This window comes from Streptomyces sp. NPDC051740 (assembly GCF_044453165.1).
In the GTDB taxonomy this organism is placed as follows: domain Bacteria; phylum Actinomycetota; class Actinomycetes; order Streptomycetales; family Streptomycetaceae; genus Streptomyces; species Streptomyces atrovirens.
On record NZ_JBITCL010000005.1, the window covers coordinates 212,326 to 233,114 of the forward strand.

Genomic DNA, 20,789 nt, shown 5'->3' on the forward strand with positions numbered 1-20,789 from the left:
GCGGTCTGTCGTGTCGTGCGGGGCGCGTGGGCTCGTCTCCGGCGGTGTGGATCACCCTTGGAAAAAAACCAACTCGTCCGTATCTTAGTGCGAACCGCCCGGAGGTCCGATTCCCGATCCCGGGTGTTCCTCATGCCGCAGCCGGATTTCTGGAGCGCCCCCATGGAGGATCAGACCGGACAGCGGGTCCCGCCCGCAAACACCGCCGGCAGACCCGGTGCCCGCACCCGCGTCACCACCGAACTCGCCCACCGCCCCCGCGCGGCGGACGTCTTCCCGGTCGAATGGGTCCGGCTCTCGGACGTCCGCTTCCGTGTCACCGCGCGCTGGCCCGCCGACCACGCCTTCTTCGGCCCCGTCGACGACCTCCGCCAGGATCCGATGATCGTCGGCGAAACGTTGCGTCAGACCTCGATGGCCCTCGCCCACGCGGAGTTCGGCGCCCCGGCCGACACCCACTTCGTCATGCGGGACCTGGACGTGACCACCGACCCTGACCGGCTGCTGCTCGCGGACGCCGACGAGCCGGTCACCGTCGACGTCGTCTGCTCCGAGGTCCGCCGCCGGGGCCGGGGCCTGAACGGCATGCGCACGACGATGGAGTTCCGCCGCGCGGGACGCCTCGTCGCCCGGGGCACCGGCAGCACCGGCTGCACCTCCCCGGCCGCCTACCGCCGCCTGCGGGAACGCCAACTGGCCGCCCGGAGAGCCCGAATACCGCTGCCGGAACCGGTGTCGCCCGAACTGGTGGGCCGTCACCGCGCGGAGGACGTCGTCCTCGCCCCCGCGGACCGGCCCGGGTCCTGGCTGCTGCGCGCACACACCGAGCACCCGGTCCTCTTCCCGCGTCCCAACGACCACGTCCCCGGCATGGTCCTGTTCGAGGCGGCCCGCCAGGCCGCGACCGCGGCGTCGGGCCGGCTGCCCTTCCTGCCGTCCGAACTGTCCGTCTCCTTCAGTCACTACGCCGAACTGGACAGCCCCTGCCGGCTCGACACCGAAGTGCTCGACAAGGGCGAGGACGAGGTGACGGTGCGGGTGTCGGGCACACAGGACGGCCGGCCCGTCTTCGCCGCCACCCTCACCTGCGCGCCCACGGCCCCGGTACGGTCACTGCCGTGACCGTCGACCTCCTGATCACCGGCGCGACGGGCTTCGTCGGCGGCCGGGTCGCGGCGGCGGCCCTCGAACGCCCCGAGGTCCGCGTCCGGTCGCTGTCCCGCCGTACGCCGTCCGAGCGGCCGGGCTCCTGGACGGTGCCCGGTGATCTCGCCGACCCGCGCACCCTGCACGGCACTTGCGCCGGCGTCGACGTCCTCGTCCACTGCGCCTCCCGTGTGAGCGGTGACCCGGAGTCCGTCGCCGCGGTCAACGACCTCGGCACGAAGGCCCTGGTGGAGGAGGCCGTACGGAGCGGGGTGCGCCGGATCGTGTACGTGAGCACCGCCGCCGTCCACGGCCGGGGCCCCTTCCGGGGCGTACGGCCCGGCGAGGCCCCTGTCGCGCCCGCCTCCGCCGACAGCCGCACCCGCGCGGCGGCCGAACGGCATGTCCTCGACGCGGGCGGCCTGGTACTGCGCCCGCACCTGGTGCACGGCGAGGGCGACCGCTGGATGATCCCCGGACTGATGGGACTGCTGCGGGAGTTGTCCGCGACCGTGTCCGGCTGCGAGGCGCTCCAGTCGATGATCGACGTCGACACCCTGGGCCGGGCGGTCGTCGCCGCGGCACTGTCCCCCGGCCATGGTCCCGGTGCCCACTACGTCGCCCATCCGGACCCCGTCCCCGCCTCGGAGCTGCTCGCGTCCGTGTGCGAGCGGGTGGAACGGCCCGGCGGCGGCGCCTCGGTGGACGTGGCCACCGCCCGCGCCCGGGCCGCCGGGTCCCCGCGCGCTGCATCACCTGGGCATGCTCACCGTGGACCACTGGTTCGCGGACGACGGCTTCTGGAAGGACCTGGACTGCTCACCGGGCGAGGGGTTCGCCCGTACGTTCGCGCGGTCGGCGCCCTGGTACCGGTCGTACGCGATGACCGGCCGGTGAGAAAACCGTCCGGTCGGTCTACGTCGCCACAGCCGGTCGTGTCCGGTCACGCCCGCAGATAAGCCAGCACCGCGAGGACCCGCCGATGCGTCTCGTCCGTCAACGGCAGGTCCAGCTTCGTGAAGATGCTGCCGATGTGCTTGCCGACGGCGGCCTCCGACACCACCAGCTCGCGGGCGATCGCGCCGTTGGACTTGCCTTCCGCTATCAACGCCAGCACCTCCCGCTCCCGCGGGGACAGCCGTTCCAGCGGATCACGGCGGTGGCGCAGCAACTGCCGTACGACCTCCGGGTCGACCACCGTGCCGCCGTCCGCGACCTGGCTCAGCGCGGTCACGAACTCCTCGATCTGACCGACCCGGTCCTTGAGCAGATAGCCGATGCCGGTGCCGTCACCGGAGTCCAGCAGGTCGGAGGCGTACCGGCGCTGCACGTACTGGCTGAGCACGAGGACGGGCAGCGTGGGCCGCTCGGTGCGCAGGCGCACGGCCGCGCGCAGACCCTCGTCCTGGAAGCCCGGGGGCATCCGGACGTCCGTCACCACGATGTCGGGTTCGTGTTTCCCGGCCTCGGCGATCAGCGCCTCGGCGTCGCCGACCGCCGCGACGACCTCGTGCCCGCACTGCTGGAGCAGGCCGATCAGACCCTCCCGCAGCAGCACGCTGTCCTCGGCCAGCACGACGCGCAGTGCTCGGCCGTCTGTCAGGGAGAGCAGGGGGCGCAAGGGATCTCCACACGCAGCAGGGTCGGTCCGCCCACCGGACTGGACAGGGTGAGTCTGCCATCGAGCACCGACACCCGGTCGGCGAGTCCGGTCAGCCCGCTGCCCGCCCCGGCCCGTGCGCCGCCCCGCCCGTCGTCGCGGACCTCCAGCAGCAGCCGCCCCTCATGGTGTCCGCCGTCCACCCGCGCGCGGCTCGCCCCGCTGTGCCGGGCGACGTTGGCGAGCGCCTCGCACACCACGAAGTACGCGGCGGCCTCGACCGGCGTGGGCAGCCGGCCGGTGAGGTCCAGGTCCACGTCCACGGGTACGGCGGACCGGTCGGCGGCGTCGGCGACCGCGGCCTCGAGACCGTAGTCGGCGAGGACCTGGGGGTGGATGCCGTGGATGAGCTCCCGCAGCTCCCCGAGCGCCCGGCCCGCCTCGCCGTGGGCCTTGGCGAGCCGGTCGGCCAGCGGTCCGGGCGGCGCCTCCAGGCGGGCCAGGCCCAGCGTCATGGTCAGGGCGACCAGACGCTGCTGGGCCCCGTCGTGCAGATCGCGCTCGATGCGCCGCCGCTCCGCCTCGAAGGCCTCCACCAGCCGCACCCGGGACCGGGTCAGTTCGGTCACCCTGGCGTCCAGGGCGGTCTCGCGCGGGGCGATCAGCAGCCGGGTCAGCCCCACGCGGGCGCCCGCCGCGACGCCCAGCAGGTAGGAGCCCAGGGCGAGCAGGACGATCCCGAGCAGGGCGGCACCGGCCGCCGCCGGCCAGGTGGTGACCGTCCACAGTTTGAGGACCTTCGCCTCCTCGCCGTCCCCGACCGTGGCCATCAGCAACGGGGTGGCGGTCACGGCCGCCGGGAAGAGCAGGCCGGTCGTGAGCGCGAGGGCGTCGACCGGCCACAGCAGGCCCGCGAACAGCAGGGCGTGCCCGAGCTCCCGCCAGGTGGCCCGCTCCCGCAGCCGGGCGGTCAGCCAGGCCCGCAGGCCGGGGGCGGTGGGCGGCAGGTGCGGGTCGGGTGCCGGATCACGGTCGGCCAGCCGCAGCCGCCACCGCTCCAGCCGGGCCACCGGTATGCCCGCGAGGGCGGTGCCGAGCAGCAGCAACAGCCCCACCAGGACCGGCGCGAGCACCCCGCCGGCCACCACCGACACCACGATGCCCACGAGCACGACCGCGCCGGTCACCGCGCCGGTGAACAGATATCCGGCCGAGCGCCACGGCCACACCGACAGCGCGTAGCCGGGACGGGACATGGCCTGCCAGGAATTTCGAGGCTGCATGCGGATCACGGTAGAAGCCGTCTCCGTCCGGGGCCATCGGCCTGGGTGGAGGCTTCGGGGTATGCCTGGCCCTACCCCTTTTCTCGCCCCTGCCGCACTGCGCCGACCGGCTCCCGGACGGTTTCGTGGTCGCAGGCGAGCAGCCCGGAACGGCCGGGCCGGACATGGGGAGCGGGGCACATGAGCCAGAGGAACGGCGACGCGATCACCTTGCGTCGGGTGAGCCGGCGGTACGGATCGGGCGACGGCGCGGTGAGCGCGCTGGACGAGGTCTCCCTCGCCTTCCCGCGGGGGAGTTTCACCGCCGTGATGGGCCCGTCCGGCTCCGGCAAGTCGACGCTGCTGCAGTGCGCCGCCGGGCTCGACCGGCCCACCTCGGGCTCGGTCGCCCTCGGTGGCACCGAGCTGACCGGGCTCGGTGAGAGACGGCTGACCCTGCTGCGCCGCGAGCGCGTCGGCTTCGTCTTCCAGGCGTTCAACCTGCTGCCGGCGCTGACCGCCGAGCAGAACGTCGCCCTCCCGCTGCGGCTGGCCGGCCGGCGCGTGCCGCGGGCCCGGATCCGTGAGGCGCTCCACCAGGTCGGTCTCGGTGACCGCGCCCGGCACCGGCCCGCCGAACTCTCCGGCGGTCAGCAGCAGCGCGTCGCGCTGGCCCGCGCCCTGGTCACCCGCCCCGAGGTGCTGTTCGCCGACGAACCGACCGGCGCGCTGGACTCCCGCACCGGGCACGAGGTGCTCACGCTGCTGCGCGGCATGGTGGACCGCGAGGGGCAGACGGTCGTCATGGTGACCCACGACCCGGTGGCCGCCGCCCGTGCCGACCGCGTGGTCTTCCTGGTCGACGGCCGCGTCCACGGCGAGCTGACCGGCGCGGGCGCCGACACCGTCGCCGCGCGGATGACCGGGCTGGAGGCCACGCCGTGCTGAGCCTCGCCCTGCGCACCCTGCGCGCCCGGTGGACCACCTTCGCCGGCAGCTTCACCGCCCTCGCGCTGGGCGTGGCCCTCCTCACCGTCATGGGACTCGCCCTCGCCTCCTCCCTGGACGCTCCCGCGCGGGAGCCGGAGCGGTTCGCCGCCGCCCCGGTCGTGGTCAAGGGCGCGGACACCCTGCGCGTACCGACACCGAACGGCGAGAGGACCGAGGAACTGGTCCACCCGCGCGCGGTGCCGGCGGCGACCGTCACAAAGCTGCGCCGGCTCGGCACGGTCGTCGAGGACCGCTCCTATCCCGTCCGCGCGGCGGGCGCTCCCGGCGAGCTGACCGGCCACCCCTGGTCCACCGCCGCGTTCGCCCCGTACGCCATCGAGGCGGGCCGTGCGCCCCGCGCGGCCGACGAGGTCGTCGTCAGCGGCGACTGGACGCGGCCCGGCGCGCGGGTGCGCACGGACCACGGCACCGTGCGGGTCGTGGGCACCGTGGCCGGCCGCGGCTTCGAGCACGCCGTCTTCCACACCGACGCGCGCGCCGCCGAGCTGTCCCCGGCCGTCGTCCAGCTGGTCGTGGACGCCGACCCGGCGGCCGTACGGGAAGCGGTGCGCGGAGCCGAGGGCGTCCGGGTCCTCACCGGGGACGGCCTCCGGTACGCCGACGCGGATCCCGGGCGGGACAGCGAGGCGCTGACCGCGGTGAACGCCCTGTTCGGCACGGCGGGCGGGGTATCCGCCTTCGTCTCGGTGTTCGTGGTGGCGTCCACCTTCGCCTTCGCGGTCGACCGGCGGCGCCGGGAGTTCGGGCTGCTGCGCACCGCGGGGGCCACACCGGGGCAGATACGGCGCATGGTGGCCGCAGAGGCCCTGCTGGTCGGGGCGCTCGCCTCGGCCGCCGGCTGCGCGCTCGGCGGGTACGCGGCGCCCTCGCTGGCCGCGTGGGTGGTCGACGTGGAGCTGGCACCGGGCTGGTTCACGATCGGCGACGCGGACTGGCCGTACCACGTGGCGTTCTGGACGGGGCTGCTCGTCGCCCTGAGCGGTGTCGTCGTGGCCTCCTGGCGGGCGGGGCGCACGGGCCCCGTCCAGGCGCTGCGCGAGGTGTCCGCCGACAGCGGGGCCCTGACGCGGGGGCGGTGGCTGTGCGGCACGGCTCTGCTGCTGACCGCCGGGGTGACGCTCGCCATGGCGCTGCTCGGCGATCCGGGCGACCTGCTGCACCGCAAGACCTACGTCAGCCGGCCCATGCTGCTGATCACCGCCGCCGCGCTGCTCGCCCCACTCGTCGTACGCCCGCTCACGAGGCTGCTGACCTGGCTGCCGGGGGTGATCGGCATGCTGGTGCGTGAGAACGCGTCCGCCGGGGTGCGCCGTACGGCCGCGGTCGCGGCGCCCGTGCTGGTCACGGTCGCCCTCGCGGGCTCGTTGCTCGGCGCCACCGCCACCCTGGACCGGGCCGGGGCCGCCGAGGCGCGGGAGCGGACCACCGCGGCGTTCGTCGTCACGGCCGCGGATGACGGGGCCCTCGACGCGCGGACGCTGGACCGGCTGCGCGCGGTGCCCGGCGCGCGGGTGTCGGCGAGCGCGCCGAGCGCGGTGTACGTCCTGGAGGAGGGTGTGGCGCTGATCAGGTCCGAGGCCCGTGCCGTCGATCCCGGGGCGCTGGCGGCCACCGCGCGGCTGCCGCTCACCGCGGGGGAGGTCACCGACCTCGACGACGGCTCGGTCGTCGTCAACGAGGAGTGGGAGAGGCACACGGTGGGGCAGCGCGTGCGGGTGTGGCTCGGGGACGGCACGGAGCGGACGCTGCGGATCGCCGCGGTGATGGCCACCGGCACCGGCGACAACGGCGTCTACGTCACCCCGGCCAACGCGCCGGGCGCCCGCGCGGACCGGGTGGACGTCGCCCTCGCGGACGGCGCCGACGCGCGCGTGGTGGCCGCCGGGCTGGAGCGGGCGGTGCGGCCCGCCGGCGGTCGTGTCCTCACCTCGGAGCAGTGGCTCTCCGCCACGGCCCCCGGGACGGAACGCACCACCCGTCACGGCCTCCTGCTGGTCCTCGGCATCGCCCTGCTGTACACGGGCATCTCCCTGGCCGACACCATGGTCATGGCGACCTCCGACCGGGTGCGCGACCTCGCGGTCCTGCGGCTGGCCGGGGCCACGCGGTGGCAGGTGCTGCGGATGGTGGGCGCGGAGTCGCTGGCGGTGGTCGCGGTCGGCGCGGTCCTGGGCCTGACCGTGGCCGCGCTCAACCTGGCCGGCATGTGGGGAGCACTGGCCCTGCTCCCGGCCCCCGTCACGATCGCCCTCCCCTGGTCCACGCTCGCCGCCGTCACGGCCGCCTGCGCCGTACTCGCCACGGCCTCCGCGGTCGCCCCCGCCGCCCTCGCCCTGCGCCGGCCCGCGCTGGAGTCGGCGGGTGTCCGCGAGTGAATCCTTCGTAGCCCGCACTGGAACCGGCGGGCCTCGGCGAGTGAGCCCACGCGGCCCGCTCCGGAGGTCCCGCCGGCGCCCTCCCGCTCTCTTCCGAGGTCTCCCCGGAGGCCTCGGAAGGGCGCCTCGGAGGTGGCCGGCACACCGCTCCACGACGAAAAGGATCATGAGATGTTCCTCACACGCCATCCCACCGCAGCACCCACTCCGAGCACGCGAAACGGGCGGCATCCGATGGATGCCGCCCGTTTCGACGGTGTGCGCGAGGGGGGAGTTGAACCCCCACGCCCTTGCGGGCACTGGAACCTGAATCCAGCGCGTCTGCCTATTCCGCCACCCGCGCATTGGGTGTGTCTTCCGGGCCCTGCCCCTTGGGGCCTTGCGCCTTCCGACACCCAGAACATTAGCACGCTGGTCGGGATGGATTCACATCCCTTTCCCCGCGACCGCCCCCGCCGCCCCACCGGCCCCGACGGGCCCGCATCGTCCCGGCCGGCCTTCCCGCGGCTCCGATGTCGCGACGCCGACTGATTCACGTATCAACCTCGTACCGGTAGTCCCCGTCTGTCCATGAGCCGGGTGGAGTCCACAGCCGGGTGCGGGACACTGGTCTGCAGCCCCCTCTACGATCCATGGCAGAACGACGCGCACGAGCACGGCCGAAGGAGTTCGAAGAGGGGTTCCGGAGGGAACTTCGTCAGGCGTCGACACCCGTCGACCGGGCCGACAGGGGGAACCAGCCGATCGACCGGCGCGTGGATACGATCAGTAAGCAGTACCAGGTAGGCGGTGCACGAAACGGTGCGCCGGGCAGTACACAGGACGGCAGCTACGGAGGAGGTGCCCCATGGGAGTCCTGAAGAAGTTCGAGCAGCGTCTCGAAGGTCTGGTCAACGGCACCTTCGCCAAGGTGTTCAAGTCCGAGGTGCAGCCCGTGGAGATCGCGGGAGCGCTCCAGCGGGAGTGCGACAACAACGCCACCATCTGGAACCGCGACCGCACCGTCGTACCCAACGACTTCATCGTCGAACTGAGCACCCCGGACTTCGAGCGGCTCAGCCCGTACTCCGGCCAGCTCGGCGACGAGCTCGCCGGCATGGTGCGCGACTACGCCAAGCAGCAGCGCTACACCTTCATGGGGCCCATCAAGGTGCACCTGGAGAAGGCGGACGACCTCGACACCGGCCTGTACCGGGTCCGCAGCCGCACGCTCGCCTCCTCCTCCGCCGGCCAGGCCCCCGGCGCTCCCGGCGGCGCACCGCCGGCCGGCCGCCCCGGCGGCTACGGCCACCCGTCGGCCGGCCCCGCGGGCGCACCGCCCATGCCGGCCGCGCCGCCGCCCGGCGGCAGGCCCGGCGGTGGCGGTTACGGCTACCCGCAGCCCGCGGGCGGCCAGCGGCCCGCCGCCCCCGCGGCCGGCGGACGCACCCGCTACTGGATCGAGATCAACGGCACCCGCCACCAGATCTCCCGCGCCACCCTCGTGATGGGCCGCAGCACCGAAGCCGACGTACGGATCGACGACCCCGGCGTCTCCCGCCGGCACTGCGAGATCCGGACCGGAACGCCCTCGACGATCCAGGATCTCGGATCCACCAACGGCATCGTGGTGGACGGGCAGCACACCACCCGCGCTACGCTCCGCGACGGCTCGCGGATCGTCGTGGGCAGCACCACCGTTATCTATAGGCAAGCCGAAGGGTGAAGCGGGGGCAATGTCAGAGCTGACCCTCACGGTCATGCGGCTGGGGTTCCTGGCCGTACTGTGGCTGTTCGTGATCGTGGCCGTGCAGGTCATCCGGAGTGACCTGTTCGGCACTCGCGTCACCCAGCGCGGATCACGGCGGGACGCCGGCCGGCCGCAGCAGGCCGCACGCCAGGCGCCTCCGCAGCAGCGCCAGCAGTCCGGCGGCGGTGGCCGCCGCGGCCGGAACACCCCCACCAAGCTGGTCGTGACCGAAGGAACCCTCACCGGCACCACCGTCGCCCTCCAGGGCCAGACCATCACCCTGGGCCGGGCGCACGACAGCACGATCGTGCTGGACGACGACTACGCCTCCAGCCGCCATGCCAGGATCTACCCGGACCGCGACGGTCAGTGGATCGTCGAGGACCTGGGCTCCACCAACGGCACCTACCTGGACCGGACCCGGCTGACGACCCCCACACCGATTTCGCTGGGCGCACCGATCCGCATCGGCAAGACCGTCATCGAGCTGCGGAAGTAGTGCTACACCAATGAATGAGCGCGAGCGGAGCGAGCACGCAGTGGGGGTCCCCGACCAGGGGCCCGGCGCGCTCCCGACCGGAGGGTGGGCAGTGTGGCTCGACACGACCGGCTGTACCCGGAGCCGACGGGCGAGGTGCGCATGAGTCTGTCTCTGCGCTTCGCCGCCGGATCGCACAAGGGCATGATCCGGGAAGGCAACGAGGACTCCGGTTACGCCGGTCCGCGCCTGCTGGCCATCGCCGACGGCATGGGCGGCGCCGCCGCCGGTGAGGTCGCCTCCTCCGAGGCGATCTCCACCATCGTCGCCCTCGACGACGACGTCCCCGGTTCCGACGTGCTCACCTCGCTCGGCACCGCCGTCCAGCGGGCCAACGACCAGCTGCGCATGATGGTCGAGGAGGACCCCCAGCTCGAAGGCATGGGCACCACCCTGACCGCCCTGCTGTGGACCGGTCAGCGCCTCGGCATGGTGCACGTCGGCGACTCCCGCGCCTACCTCCTGCGCGACGGCGTCCTCACCCAGATCACCCAGGACCACACCTGGGTGCAGCGTCTGGTCGACGAGGGCCGGATCACCGAGGAGGAGGCCACCACCCATCCGCAGCGCTCCCTGCTGATGCGGGCCCTCGGCAGCGGCGAGCACGTCGAACCCGACCTCTCCATCCGCGAGGTCCGGGCCGGCGACCGGTACCTGATCTGCTCCGACGGCCTGTCCGGCGTGGTCTCCCACCAGACCCTCGAGGAGGCCCTGGCCAGCTACCAGGGCCCCGAGGAGACCGTCCAGAACCTGATCGAGCTGGCCCTGCGCGGCGGCGGCCCCGACAACATCACCGTGATCGTCGCCGACGTCCTGGACCTCGACACCGGCGACACCCTCGCCGGGCAGCTCTCCGACACCCCGGTCGTGGTCGGCGCCGTGGCCGAGAACCAGAACCAGCTCTCCGACAACGGCATCATGCAGACCCCCGCCGGCCGCGCCTCCGGTCTCGGCAGGCGGCGCGGAGAGGGCGGCGGGGGCGAGTTCGGCCCGCCCGGCAGCGGCGACATCACCGGCTTCATCCCCACCGACGGCTTCGCCTACGGCGACGACGACTTCGTCAAGCCCGGCAAGAACCGCCGGTGGCTCAAGCGGTCCGTCTACAGCCTGCTCGCGCTCGCCGTCCTCGGCGGCGGCCTGTACGGCGGCTGGCGCTGGACCCAGACGCAGTACTACGTCGGCACCAACGGCGAACACGTCGCCCTGTACCAGGGCATCAGCCAGGACCTGGCCTGGGTCTCCCTCTCGGAGATCGAGAAGGACCATCCCGAGATCGAACTCAAGTACCTGCCGCCCTACCAGCAGAAGCTGGTCGAGGCGACCATCGCCGAAGGCGACCTCTACGGCGCCCGCGCGAAGATCGAGGAACTGTCGGTACAGGCCTCCGCGTGCAAGAAGCAGGCCGAGCGGCGTTCCGCCGAGAGCGAGAAGAACGCGAAGACCGGCGAGGGCGAGGCCGGAGGCACCACGGGAACCACACCCGCCTCCTTCACGTCCAAGGCCTCGCCGACGCCGAACCCCTCGGGTTCGGCTAAGGCCCCGGAGCAGTCCACGCCCCCGTCCACGACCGCACCCACTTCCAGCCCCGGCCCCAGCCTCTCGGAGGAGGAGCAGAAGGTCGTCTCCCTGTGCGGTAAGCAGTAGGCAAGCCGTGAGAGGCCCTGTCACACGATGAGCAGTACTACCAACCCGTCGACGCAGCACACGTCCACGATCGGCGCGATCGGAGCGCCCAGCCGCCGCAACACCGAGCTGGCGCTCCTGGTGTTCGCCGTCGTCATCCCGGTCTTCGCCTACGCCAACGTGGGTCTGGCCCTCAACGACGAGGTGCCCGCCGGGCTGCTGAGCTACGGCCTGGGCCTCGGCCTGATGGCGGGCGTCGGCCACCTCGCCGTACGGAAGTTCGCCCCGTACGCGGACCCGCTGCTGCTGCCGCTGGCCACCCTGCTGAACGGCATCGGCCTGGTCGCCATCTGGCGCCTGGACCAGTCGAAGCGACTACAGGCGAGCAGCACGTTCGTCGAGGCGGCGCCGCGCCAGCTGATGTACTCCGCGCTCGGTGTCGCCCTGTTCATGGTCGTACTGTTCTTTCTCAAGGACCACCGCGTCCTGCAGCGCTACACCTACATCTCCATGGCCGGCGCGCTGATCCTGCTGCTCCTGCCGCTGGTCCCGGGTCTCGGCCACAACGTCTACGGCGCCAAGATCTGGATCAAGATCCCCGGTCTCGGCACCCTCCAGCCCGGCGAGTTCGCCAAGATCGTCCTCGCGGTCTTCTTCGCGGGCTACCTCATGGTCAAACGCGACGCCCTGGCCCTCGCCAGCCGCCGCTTCATGGGGCTCTACCTGCCCCGCGGCCGTGACCTCGGCCCGATCATCGTCGTCTGGATCATCTCCATCCTGATCCTGGTCTTCGAGACCGACCTCGGCACCTCGCTGCTGTTCTTCGGCATGTTCGTGATCATGCTGTACGTCGCCACCGAGCGGACCAGCTGGATCGTGTTCGGCCTGCTGATGTCCGCGGTCGGTGCCGTCGGCGTGGCGAGCTTCGAGTCGCACATCCAGACCCGCGTGCAGGCCTGGCTCGACCCGATGCACGAGTTCGAGCTCAGCCGCGCCGGGGTCCAGGACGGCATCGTCCACTCCGAGCAGGCCATGCAGGCCCTGTGGGCCTTCGGCTCCGGCGGCACCCTCGGCAGCGGCTGGGGCCAGGGCCACTCCGACCTCATCGGCTTCGCCGCCAACTCCGACTTCATCCTCGCCACCTTCGGCGAGGAGATCGGCCTGGCCGGCGTCATGGCACTGATCCTGCTCTACGCGCTGATCGTGGAACGCGGCGTACGCACCTCCCTCGCCGCCCGCGACCCGTTCGGCAAGCTGCTCGCCATCGGCCTGTCCGGCGCCTTCGCGCTCCAGGTCTTCGTCGTGGCCGGCGGCGTCATGGGCCTGATCCCGCTGACCGGTATGACGATGCCCTTCCTGGCGTACGGCGGTTCCTCCGTCATCGCCAACTGGGCACTGATCGGCATCCTGCTCAGGATCAGCGACACCGCCCGCCGCCCGGCGCCCGCCCCCGCCACCAACCCCGACGCCGAGATGACCCAGGTGGTCCGCCCGTGAACAAGCCCCTGCGCCGGGTCGCGATCTTCTGCGGCCTCCTCATCCTCGCCCTGCTCGTCCGGGGCAACTGGCTGCAGTACGCCCAGGCCGACAAGCTGGCCTCCGACGACGAGAACCGCCGCGTCAACATCGAGCGCTACGCCACTCCGCGCGGCAACATCATCGTCGACGGCAAGGCCATCACCGGGTCCGTCGAGTCCAAGAGCGGCGACTACAAGTTCAAGCGCACCTGGACCGACGGTGCCATGTGGGCGCCGGTCACCGGCTACTCCTCGCAGGCCTTCGGCGCCAACCAGCTGGAGAAGCTGGAGGACGGCATCCTCACCGGCAACGACGACCGGCTCTTCTTCCGCAACACCCTCGACATGATCACGGGCAAGCCGAAGGAAGGCGGCAGCGTCGTCACCACCCTCGACGCCGCCGCGCAGAAGGCCGCGTACAAGGGCCTCGGCGACAAGAAGGGCGCCGTCGCCGCGATCGACCCGACGACCGGCAAGATCCTCGCACTGGCCTCCACGCCGTCGTACGACCCGTCGAAGTTCGCCGGGACCTCCGACGCGGACGCCAAGGCCTGGCAGGAAGTCCAGAAGGCGAACAACCCCGACGACCCGATGCTGAACCGGGCACTGCGCGAGACCTACTCGCCGGGCTCCACCTTCAAGGTGCTCACCGCCGCGGCGGCGCTGGAGGAGGGCCTGGTCGACGACATCGACGCCAAGACCGACACTCCTGAGCCGTGGATCATGCCGGACACCACCACGCCCCTGCGGAACCACGGGAACATCCCCTGTGAGAACGCCACCCTGCGCGTGGCCCTCCAGTACTCCTGCAACAGCGTCTTCGGCAAGCTCAGCCACGAGGTCGGCAACGAGAAGATGATCGAGTACGCGGAGAAGTTCGGCTTCAACAACCCCGAGCTCGACACCCCCGTCCGCGCCGCCGAGAGCATCTTCCCCGAGGACAACAGGTCGCAGAACGCCATGGCCGGCATCGGCCAGGCCTCCAACCGCGCCACCCCGCTCCAGATGGCCATGGTCACCGCGGCCATCGCCAACGACGGCAAGCTGATGAAGCCGTACATGGTCGACCAGCTCAAGGCCGCGAACCTGGACACCATCGAGACGACCGAACCGCAGGAGCTGTCCCAGCCCCTCTCCTCGGAGAACGCGCAGAAGATCCAGGAGATGATGGAGACCGTCGTCGAGGACGGTACCGGAGGCAACGCCAAGATCGACGGCGTCACCGTCGGCGGCAAGACCGGTACCGCCGAGCGCGGCGTCAACAACAGCGGCAAGCCCTACGCCTGGTTCATCTCGTACGCCAAGACCGACGGGGGTTCCCCGGTCGCCGTCGCCGTCGTCGTCGAGGACAGTGCCGCGACCGGTGCCGACATCAGCGGCGGCGGCCTGGCCGCACCGATCGCCAAGGCCGTCATGGAGGCGGTCCTCAAGGGCAAGCAGTGACCCCCGTCACGTCCGCTTCACATCGGTGCACGTTGCGGTACCGGTCCCATATCGGCTGACGCACTTGGCCAGGTCACACAAAAAGAGCCGGGTACGGTAGGCCCGGACGGCAGCCTCCGGCGGCACGCGTGTGCCGCCCGGGACCGACGGAGAGGGCTGGTAGTAGCTATGGAAGAGCCGCGTCGCCTCGGCGGCCGGTACGAGCTGGGCCCGGTGCTCGGCCGTGGTGGCATGGCGGAGGTTTACCACGCGCATGACACCAGGCTCGGACGCCAGGTGGCGGTGAAGACGCTGCGCGCGGATCTCGCACGCGACCCGTCCTTCCAGGCCCGGTTCCGCCGGGAGGCCCAGTCGGCCGCCTCGCTCAACCATCCCGCGATCGTCGCGGTCTACGACACGGGCGAGGACTACATCGACGGGGTCTCCATCCCGTACATCGTCATGGAGTACGTCGACGGCTCCACGCTCCGTGAGCTCCTGCACAGCGGCCGCAAGCTGCTGCCGGAGCGGACGCTGGAGATGACCATCGGCATCCTCCAGGCCCTGGAGTACTCCCACCGGGCCGGCATCGTCCACCGTGACATCAAGCCGGCCAACGTCATGCTGACGCGCAACGGCCAGGTCAAGGTCATGGACTTCGGCATCGCCCGCGCGATGGGCGACTCCGGCATGACGATGACCCAGACCTCGGCCGTCATCGGCACCGCGCAGTACCTCTCGCCGGAGCAGGCCAAGGGCGAGCAGGTCGACGCGCGTTCCGACCTGTACTCCACCGGCTGCCTGCTGTACGAGCTGCTGACCGTCCGGCCGCCCTTCGTGGGCGACTCCCCGGTCGCGGTCGCCTACCAGCACGTACGGGAGGAACCGCAGCCGCCGAGCGTCTTCGACCCCGAGATCACGCCCGAGATGGACGCGATCGTGCTGAAGGCGCTGGTCAAGGACCCCGACTACCGGTACCAGTCGGCCGACGAGATGCGCGCCGACATCGAGGCCTGCCTCGACGGCCAGCCCGTCGCGGCGACCGCCGCCCTGGGCGCGGTCGGCTACGGCGGCTACCCCGACGACCAGCCGACGACGGCCCTGCGCCAGGAGGCCGGCGCCGCGGCGGCGACCTCGATGCTGCCGCCCATGAACCCGGACGACGGCGGCTACGGCTACGACGACCGCCAGAGCCGTCGACGCCAGCCGAAGAAGAACAACACCTCGACGATATTGCTGGTCGTGGCGGGTGTCCTGGTCCTCATCGGTGCGATCCTGATCGGCCGCTGGGCCATCGGCGGTGGCGGCGGCGTGGGCAACGACACGGTCGCGACCCCGAACTTCGTCGGCGAGACCAAAGAGGACGCCGAACAGCTGGCCGTCAACGGCGACTTGCAACTCACCTTCAAGGAAGAGCCCTGCGAGGACCAGAGCAAGGGCAAGATCTGCGAGCAGGATCCCGACGCGGGTACGAAGGTCGAGAAGGACTCCACCGTCAACCTGACGGTGTCCACCGGGGCGCCGAAGGTCGAGGTTCCGGATGTCGAGGGCCTCACCTTCGACGACGCGGAAGAAGCCCTGAAGGAGAAGGGCTTCGAGGTCGAGCAGCAGTCCGAGGAGTCCACTCAGACACCCGACACGGTGCTCTCCCAGAACCCCGCGGGCGGCACCTCGAAGGAGAAGGGCTCCACGGTCACGCTCACCGTCGCCAAGGAGACGGCCCAGGTGACCGTGCCCAGCCTCCTGGGCAAGAGCCCCGCTGATGCCAAGGCGCTGCTGGAGGCAAAGGGTCTGGTACTCGGAGCCCAGACGGAGGAGGAGTCCACGGCCCAGGCCGAGGGCACCGTCTTCGAGCAGAGCTTCGCCCCGGGTACGGACATCGACCGCGGCAGTACGGTCAACATCAAGATCGCCAAGGCACCGCAGAACCAGCAGGTCGCGGTCCCGAACATCAATGGGCAGACCCTCAAGGACGCCCGGAAGATGATCGAGCAGGCCGGACTCGTGGTCGGCAACATCGGCGGTTCGCAGGACGAGAACTCCCGGGTCATCACCTCCAGTCCCGGCCAGGGCAACCCGGTCGACAAGGGGACGGCGATCAACCTGGTCACCGTGGACCAGGGCGGCAACAACGGCGGCAACGACGGCGGCATCTTCGGCGGCCTCACCGGCGGCCGCGAGGACGACTGACGCGTCGTAGCACCCCGTACGACAGGAGCCCCGGCCCTCTTCGGAGAGGGCCGGGGCTCCTTGCTGCGCGGGTCGCCCCGCGCGAGGTCAGCGCAGTTCCTCCGGCGGGGTCCGCTCCTCGTCCACCTTCTCCGTGCGGACCAGTTCCCCCCACACGATGTACCGGTACTTGCTGGTGTACACCGGCGTGCAGGTGGTCAGCGTGATGTAGCGGCCTGCCTTCTTCCTGCCGGACTCCTTCGGGATCTTCCCGAGGACGTCGACGTTGTACTTCGAGGTCTCGGGGAGGATCGCGTAGGTCTTGTAGACGTACCAGGTGTCCTTCGTCTCGAAGACGATCGGGTCGCCCTTCTCGATCCTGTGGATGCCGTGGAACTTCGCGCCGTGACCGTCCCGGTGGGCGGCGAGGGTGAAGTTGCCCTTCTTGCCGGAGGTCGGCAGGGTCGCCTTCACGGGATCGGTGTAGTAGCCGGCGACGCCGTCGTTGAGGACCTTCATCGACGTGCCCTTCTCGACGAGGATCTCGTCACCGCTCATCGCGGGCACGTGCAGGAAGCCGATGCCGCTCTTGCTGTCGTAGGAGGCGGGTCCACCGCTGCCACCGTCGTCGTCGGACCCCTGGGACCAGGAGTCGCGGACCTTGTCCGCCTGCTTGTCCGCCGCGCGGTCGGCGACGACGTTCGTCCACCACAGCGAGTAGACGACGAACAGGCCGAGCACCAGGCCCACGGTGATGAGGAGTTCCCCGAAGAAGCTGACCGTCATCGCCACCGGCCCCAGGCGGCGCTCCGGTGGCGGCGGGGACGCGGGCGCGTCGGCGTGTTCTTCGGTGTCGTCGGCGGTCGCTGCCACGTTCCCTCTGCCCTTAACTGACGAGCGCATCCGGCTTGCCCTTGCTGCGCGGCCGTTCCTCGACCATCTTGCCCCAGACGATCAAGCGGTACTTGCTGGTGAACTCCGGTGTGCACGTGGTCAGCGTGATGTAGCGGCCGGGCCCGGTGAAGCCCGATCCCTTCGGCACCGGTTCGAGGACGCTCACGTTGCTCGGCGACGTCACCGGCAGGACCGACGCCATCTTGTAGACGAAGTACTCGTCCTGCGTCTCCACCACGATCGGGTCGCCCGGCTCCAGCCGGTTGATGTAGCGGAACGGCTCCCCGTGCGTGTTGCGGTGGCCCGCGAGACCGAAGTTGCCGGTCTTCGCGTCCGGCATCGCCGTCTTCAGCGCGCCCTCCGCGTAGTGCCCCACCATGCCGCGGTCGAGCACCTTCTTGCTGCTGATGCCCTCCGCGATCGGCACCACCACGTCCAGTTTGGGGATGTGCAGCAGCGCGAAGCCCTGCCCCGGCTCGAACGCCCCCGGCTTGCGCTCGCCGCTGGCCCAGTCGTTCTGGAGGTCGCTGACCTCCTTGCCGGCCTGCGCGTGCGCCCGCACGTTCGTCCACCACAACTGGTAGGTGACGAACAGCAGCATGAGCACACCGCAGGTGATGAACACCTCACCGATGGCCCGGCTCGCGACGACCGCCGGACTCGCCTTGCTCGCCCGCGCCTGCCGACGCGCCTCCACCCGCGACAGCGGAGCCCGTGACGCCTCCTCAGGCGCCTCTGACGCGCCTTCCCGGCCCGCGTCGGCACCAGGGCCCTCCACGGCCTTGTGAGAGCCTCCACGGCGCCCGTGGCGCTTCCTGGCGGCCTTCCTGCGGGCCGCACGCCCGCCCGGTGCCGCTAAGGGAGCCGACGCGGTCTCCTCACGCGCCGTCCGCTCCGGCGGCTCGGGGATCCGCAGCGCCACCGTCTCCTCGTCGACCGGTGGCAGGTACGCGGTGCTCTCGGCAGCGCCACCATAGGGGTCGGACGCCGTGTCGCCGTACCAGCCGTCCCCGTGCGCACCCGGCGCCCCGTACGGCTGTCCGCCGTACGGGGTGTCCTGTCCGCCGGCGCCGCCGTAGGCGTCGGCGCCGGACTCGCGCTCGGGGCGCAGCGCGGTCACGCCGTGGCCCTGCCCACCACCGGGGCGAGCCCCGCCGACCTCGCCACCGCGCCCTCGTCGCCGCACTCCACCAGCCAGTTGGCCAGCATCCGGTGGCCGTGTTCGGTCAGCACCGACTCGGGATGGAACTGCACCCCCTCGACCAGGAGTTCACGGTGCCTCAGCCCCATCACCATGCCGTCCGGCGTCCTGGCCGTGACCTCCAGCTCCGCCGGTACCGTGTCCGGTTCGGCGGCCAGCGAGTGGTAGCGGGTCGCCGTGAACGGGGAGGGCAGGCCCGCGAAGACGCCCTTGCCCTGGTGCTCCACCGGCGACGTCTTGCCGTGCAGCAGCTCGGGCGCACGGCCCACGACACCGCCGTACGCCACCTGCATCGACTGCATGCCGAGGCAGACGCCGAAGACCGGCACCCCGGTGGACGCGCAGTGCCGGACCATGTCCACGCAGACGCCGGCCTCCTCGGGAGTACCGGGGCCCGGCGACAGCAGCACCCCGTCGAAACCGTCCTGGGCGTGCGCCGTCGACACCTCGTCGTTGCGCAGGACCTCGCACTCGGCGCCCAGCTGGTAGAGGTACTGGACCAGGTTGAAGACGAAGCTGTCGTAGTTGTCGACGACGAGAATGCGCGCGCTCACTGGTTGTCCACCGTCACATCGTTGAAGGGCAGCAGCGGCTCGGCCCACGGGAAGACGTACTGGAAGAGGACGTAGACCACGGCGGTGATCAGCACCAGTGAGATGAGTGCCCGCACCCATCCGTTGCCCGGCAGATGCCGCCAGATCCAGCTGTACATGCCGTCCCTTCCGTCGCACCACGGCACCAGACCCACGCCGTACGCCAACAGACTAACGGCGTGCCCCTCCGGTTTCCCGGCCTCCACAGGCCGTGTGAGGTCGGGACCGGTCCGGCCGTGTGCACCCACGCATACGTGGTTCAGGGCCGATCGCCTCGATGCCCGGGCTTGTTTCACGTGAAACCGGGACGGGCCGCTATTCCACGGGCTTCGCGTAGTGCAGGTCCACCGTGCCCGAGTAGCCGGGCAGGGTCGTCGTCCCGTTGTCCTCGACCTGCCAGCCGAGCCCGTAGACGTTGACGTACACCATGTAGTTCTGGATCGCCGGCGAGGCGCTGAGCGCCTTCTTCAGCTTCTCGGGATCACCGACTGCCGTGATCTTGTACGGCGGTGAGTAGACGCGGCCCTGGAGGATCAGGGTGTTGCCCACACAGCGCACGGCACTGGTGGAGATCAGCCGCTGGTCCATGACCTTGATGCCCTCGGCGCCGCCCTGCCACATCGCGTTCACCACGGCCTGGAGGTCCTGCTGGTGGATGACCAGGTAGTCGGGCTGCGGCTCGGGGTAGCCGGGGAGCTTGGCGGTGGCGTCCGGCGGCGCGTCGTCGAGGGTGACCGTGATCGCCTCGCCCTTGAGCTTCTGCGTGCCGGCGCGCTTCTCCAGGGCGGCGAGCTTGTCGTCCTCCGCCTTGGTACTGCCGTCGTCGCGCTCGGCGAGGGACTCCACGTCGTCGCGCAACGCGCCGTTGGACTCCTCCAGCTCGCCGTTCTTGCGGCTGCGCTCGTGGATCAGGTCGGAGAGCTTCAGCAGCGAGGCGTCCGTGCGGATGTTGGTGCCCTTGGCCGTGTCGAAGCTGGTGAAGAAGATGAGTCCCGCCAGAGCGAAGACGCCCGCGGTGAGGATCCGCACGGGCCGGAGACGGCGTCGGCGGGCAGGGCTGGATTCCTTCCCGGGGAAGTCGGCAGAATTGCTCAACGTACCCTTATCTCCTTCGGCGCCGTGGAAGCACTACGCTAACGGACGCCCGGGGGAGTGCTCGGAGTCCCCTTGTACGCTGCCCCGAGCCCGACCCAGTTCCCTGCGCGGCCACGCAGCGCATCGACAGGAGAGACCCTCGTGCCGAAGTCACGTATCCGCAAGAAGGCCGACTACACGCCGCCGCCGGCGAAGCAGACGACCGTACTCAAGCTGACCAACCGTGCCTGGGTCGCGCCGGTGATGCTGGCCATGTTCCTCATCGGCCTGGCCTGGATCGTCGTCTTCTACGTCACCGACGGTTCGCTGCCCATCGACGCCCTGGGCAACTGGAACATCGTGGTGGGCTTCGGGTTCATCGCCGCCGGATTCGGTGTCTCCACTCAGTGGAAGTAACGCTCGCCGCACGGTGAGCGCTCCTCTGCCCAGGGCTGTCCATCAGCTCTGGGCAGGGTTGTCCTCTGAGTTATCCACAGGCCTTGTCCACATGTGGATAGGAGACCCGATCTGTGGATAACTTTCGGGGCATTGACGCCGGTGTGACAGAAATACCAGTAACCGAAGACCTGTTCGCACACCGTCTGATCTGCGGAAACGCTGGTCGATCACCCAGC

General features: G+C 71.1%; 18 protein-coding genes and 1 tRNA gene. 11 read left to right on the top strand and 8 right to left on the bottom strand.

The features are described from left to right. Positions 1–162: 162 nt before the first annotated feature. Entirely contained in the window at positions 163–1,122 is a 960-nt protein-coding gene (locus tag ACIA6T_RS10910; protein ID WP_399446231.1) for a ScbA/BarX family gamma-butyrolactone biosynthesis protein, read from the top strand. Then, positions 1,119–2,105, top strand: a complete 987-nt coding sequence (locus ACIA6T_RS10915) for an NAD-dependent epimerase/dehydratase family protein (RefSeq protein ID WP_399446232.1) — start codon at positions 1,119–1,121, stop codon at positions 2,103–2,105. The genes ACIA6T_RS10910 and ACIA6T_RS10915 overlap by 4 nt, the downstream gene beginning before the upstream one ends. Here the strand turns inward: ACIA6T_RS10915 and ACIA6T_RS10920 are convergent. Continuing rightward, positions 2,090–2,722, bottom strand: coding sequence for a response regulator (locus tag ACIA6T_RS10920; protein WP_399446415.1), 633 nt, complete (start codon positions 2,720–2,722; stop codon positions 2,090–2,092). The two genes, ACIA6T_RS10915 and ACIA6T_RS10920, sit on opposite strands and share 16 nt — an antisense overlap. A gap of 23 nt (positions 2,723–2,745) precedes the next feature. Next, entirely contained in the window at positions 2,746–4,002 is a 1,257-nt protein-coding gene (locus ACIA6T_RS10925) for a sensor histidine kinase (protein ID WP_399446417.1), read from the bottom strand. Between the two features lie 207 nt (positions 4,003–4,209). Between ACIA6T_RS10925 and ACIA6T_RS10930 the strand changes: the two genes are divergently transcribed. Together ACIA6T_RS10930 and ACIA6T_RS10935 are read left to right on the top strand one after the other, a co-directional pair. Then, complete coding sequence (locus ACIA6T_RS10930) at positions 4,210–4,956, top strand: ABC transporter ATP-binding protein (protein WP_399446233.1); 747 nt, start codon at positions 4,210–4,212, stop codon at positions 4,954–4,956. Beyond that, complete coding sequence (locus tag ACIA6T_RS10935) at positions 4,950–7,394, top strand: FtsX-like permease family protein (protein ID WP_399446234.1); 2,445 nt, start codon at positions 4,950–4,952, stop codon at positions 7,392–7,394. Before ACIA6T_RS10930 ends, ACIA6T_RS10935 begins: the two co-directional genes overlap by 7 nt. 259 nt (positions 7,395–7,653) lie before the next feature. On the opposite strand, the gene ACIA6T_RS10940 is transcribed toward ACIA6T_RS10935, so the two are convergent. After that, positions 7,654–7,737: transfer RNA gene (locus ACIA6T_RS10940), tRNA-Leu, on the bottom strand. 504 nt (positions 7,738–8,241) lie between these two features. Between ACIA6T_RS10940 and ACIA6T_RS10945 the strand changes: the two genes are divergently transcribed. The 6 genes from ACIA6T_RS10945 (at position 8,242) to pknB (ending at position 16,413) form a co-directional block, all read left to right on the top strand. Next, on the top strand, positions 8,242–9,099 hold the full coding sequence (locus ACIA6T_RS10945) for an FhaA domain-containing protein (RefSeq protein WP_399446235.1): 858 nt from the start codon (positions 8,242–8,244) through the stop codon (positions 9,097–9,099). Between the two features lie 10 nt (positions 9,100–9,109). Further along, positions 9,110–9,622 carry an FHA domain-containing protein gene (locus ACIA6T_RS10950; RefSeq protein ID WP_073933299.1) on the top strand — a complete coding sequence of 171 codons (513 nt, stop codon included), beginning with the start codon at positions 9,110–9,112 and terminating at the stop codon, positions 9,620–9,622. A gap of 141 nt (positions 9,623–9,763) precedes the next feature. Continuing rightward, on the top strand, positions 9,764–11,305 hold the full coding sequence (locus tag ACIA6T_RS10955; protein ID WP_399446236.1) for a Stp1/IreP family PP2C-type Ser/Thr phosphatase: 1,542 nt from the start codon (positions 9,764–9,766) through the stop codon (positions 11,303–11,305). Between the two features lie 27 nt (positions 11,306–11,332). Further along, on the top strand, positions 11,333–12,781 hold the full coding sequence (locus ACIA6T_RS10960; RefSeq protein ID WP_399446237.1) for an FtsW/RodA/SpoVE family cell cycle protein: 1,449 nt from the start codon (positions 11,333–11,335) through the stop codon (positions 12,779–12,781). After that, positions 12,778–14,244 (top strand): peptidoglycan D,D-transpeptidase FtsI family protein, encoded by a 1,467-nt coding sequence (locus tag ACIA6T_RS10965; protein ID WP_399446238.1) that lies wholly within the window; start codon positions 12,778–12,780, stop codon positions 14,242–14,244. The genes ACIA6T_RS10960 and ACIA6T_RS10965 overlap by 4 nt, the downstream gene beginning before the upstream one ends. A gap of 168 nt (positions 14,245–14,412) precedes the next feature. Beyond that, positions 14,413–16,413: a Stk1 family PASTA domain-containing Ser/Thr kinase gene (gene pknB / locus ACIA6T_RS10970; protein WP_399446239.1), complete on the top strand. Its 2,001-nt coding sequence runs from the start codon at positions 14,413–14,415 to the stop codon at positions 16,411–16,413. 87 nt (positions 16,414–16,500) lie between these two features. Here the strand turns inward: pknB and ACIA6T_RS10975 are convergent, their stop codons facing one another. From ACIA6T_RS10975 to ACIA6T_RS10995, 5 genes are all read right to left on the bottom strand, one after another. Beyond that, positions 16,501–17,265, bottom strand: coding sequence for a class E sortase (locus tag ACIA6T_RS10975; RefSeq protein WP_399446240.1), 765 nt, complete (start codon positions 17,263–17,265; stop codon positions 16,501–16,503). Between the two features lie 13 nt (positions 17,266–17,278). Beyond that, positions 17,279–18,406 carry a class E sortase gene (locus ACIA6T_RS10980; protein WP_399446241.1) on the bottom strand — a complete coding sequence of 376 codons (1,128 nt, stop codon included), beginning with the start codon at positions 18,404–18,406 and terminating at the stop codon, positions 17,279–17,281. Then, a complete protein-coding gene (locus ACIA6T_RS10985; protein WP_399446242.1) occupies positions 18,403–19,041 on the bottom strand; it encodes an aminodeoxychorismate/anthranilate synthase component II in 639 nt (212 codons plus the stop codon). Before ACIA6T_RS10985 ends, ACIA6T_RS10980 begins: the two co-directional genes overlap by 4 nt. Beyond that, positions 19,038–19,199 carry a hypothetical protein gene (locus ACIA6T_RS10990; RefSeq protein ID WP_175449228.1) on the bottom strand — a complete coding sequence of 54 codons (162 nt, stop codon included), beginning with the start codon at positions 19,197–19,199 and terminating at the stop codon, positions 19,038–19,040. Before ACIA6T_RS10990 ends, ACIA6T_RS10985 begins: the two co-directional genes overlap by 4 nt. A 196-nt stretch (positions 19,200–19,395) precedes the next feature. Then, the gene (locus tag ACIA6T_RS10995; RefSeq protein WP_399446243.1) at positions 19,396–20,175 is read right to left on the bottom strand and encodes a DUF881 domain-containing protein; all 780 of its coding nucleotides are present in this window, start codon (positions 20,173–20,175) and stop codon (positions 19,396–19,398) included. 141 nt (positions 20,176–20,316) lie between these two features. Between ACIA6T_RS10995 and crgA the strand changes: the two genes are divergently transcribed. Next, positions 20,317–20,571 (top strand): cell division protein CrgA, encoded by a 255-nt coding sequence (gene crgA / locus ACIA6T_RS11000; RefSeq protein WP_399446244.1) that lies wholly within the window; start codon positions 20,317–20,319, stop codon positions 20,569–20,571. The last annotated feature ends 218 nt before the right edge of the window (positions 20,572–20,789 follow it).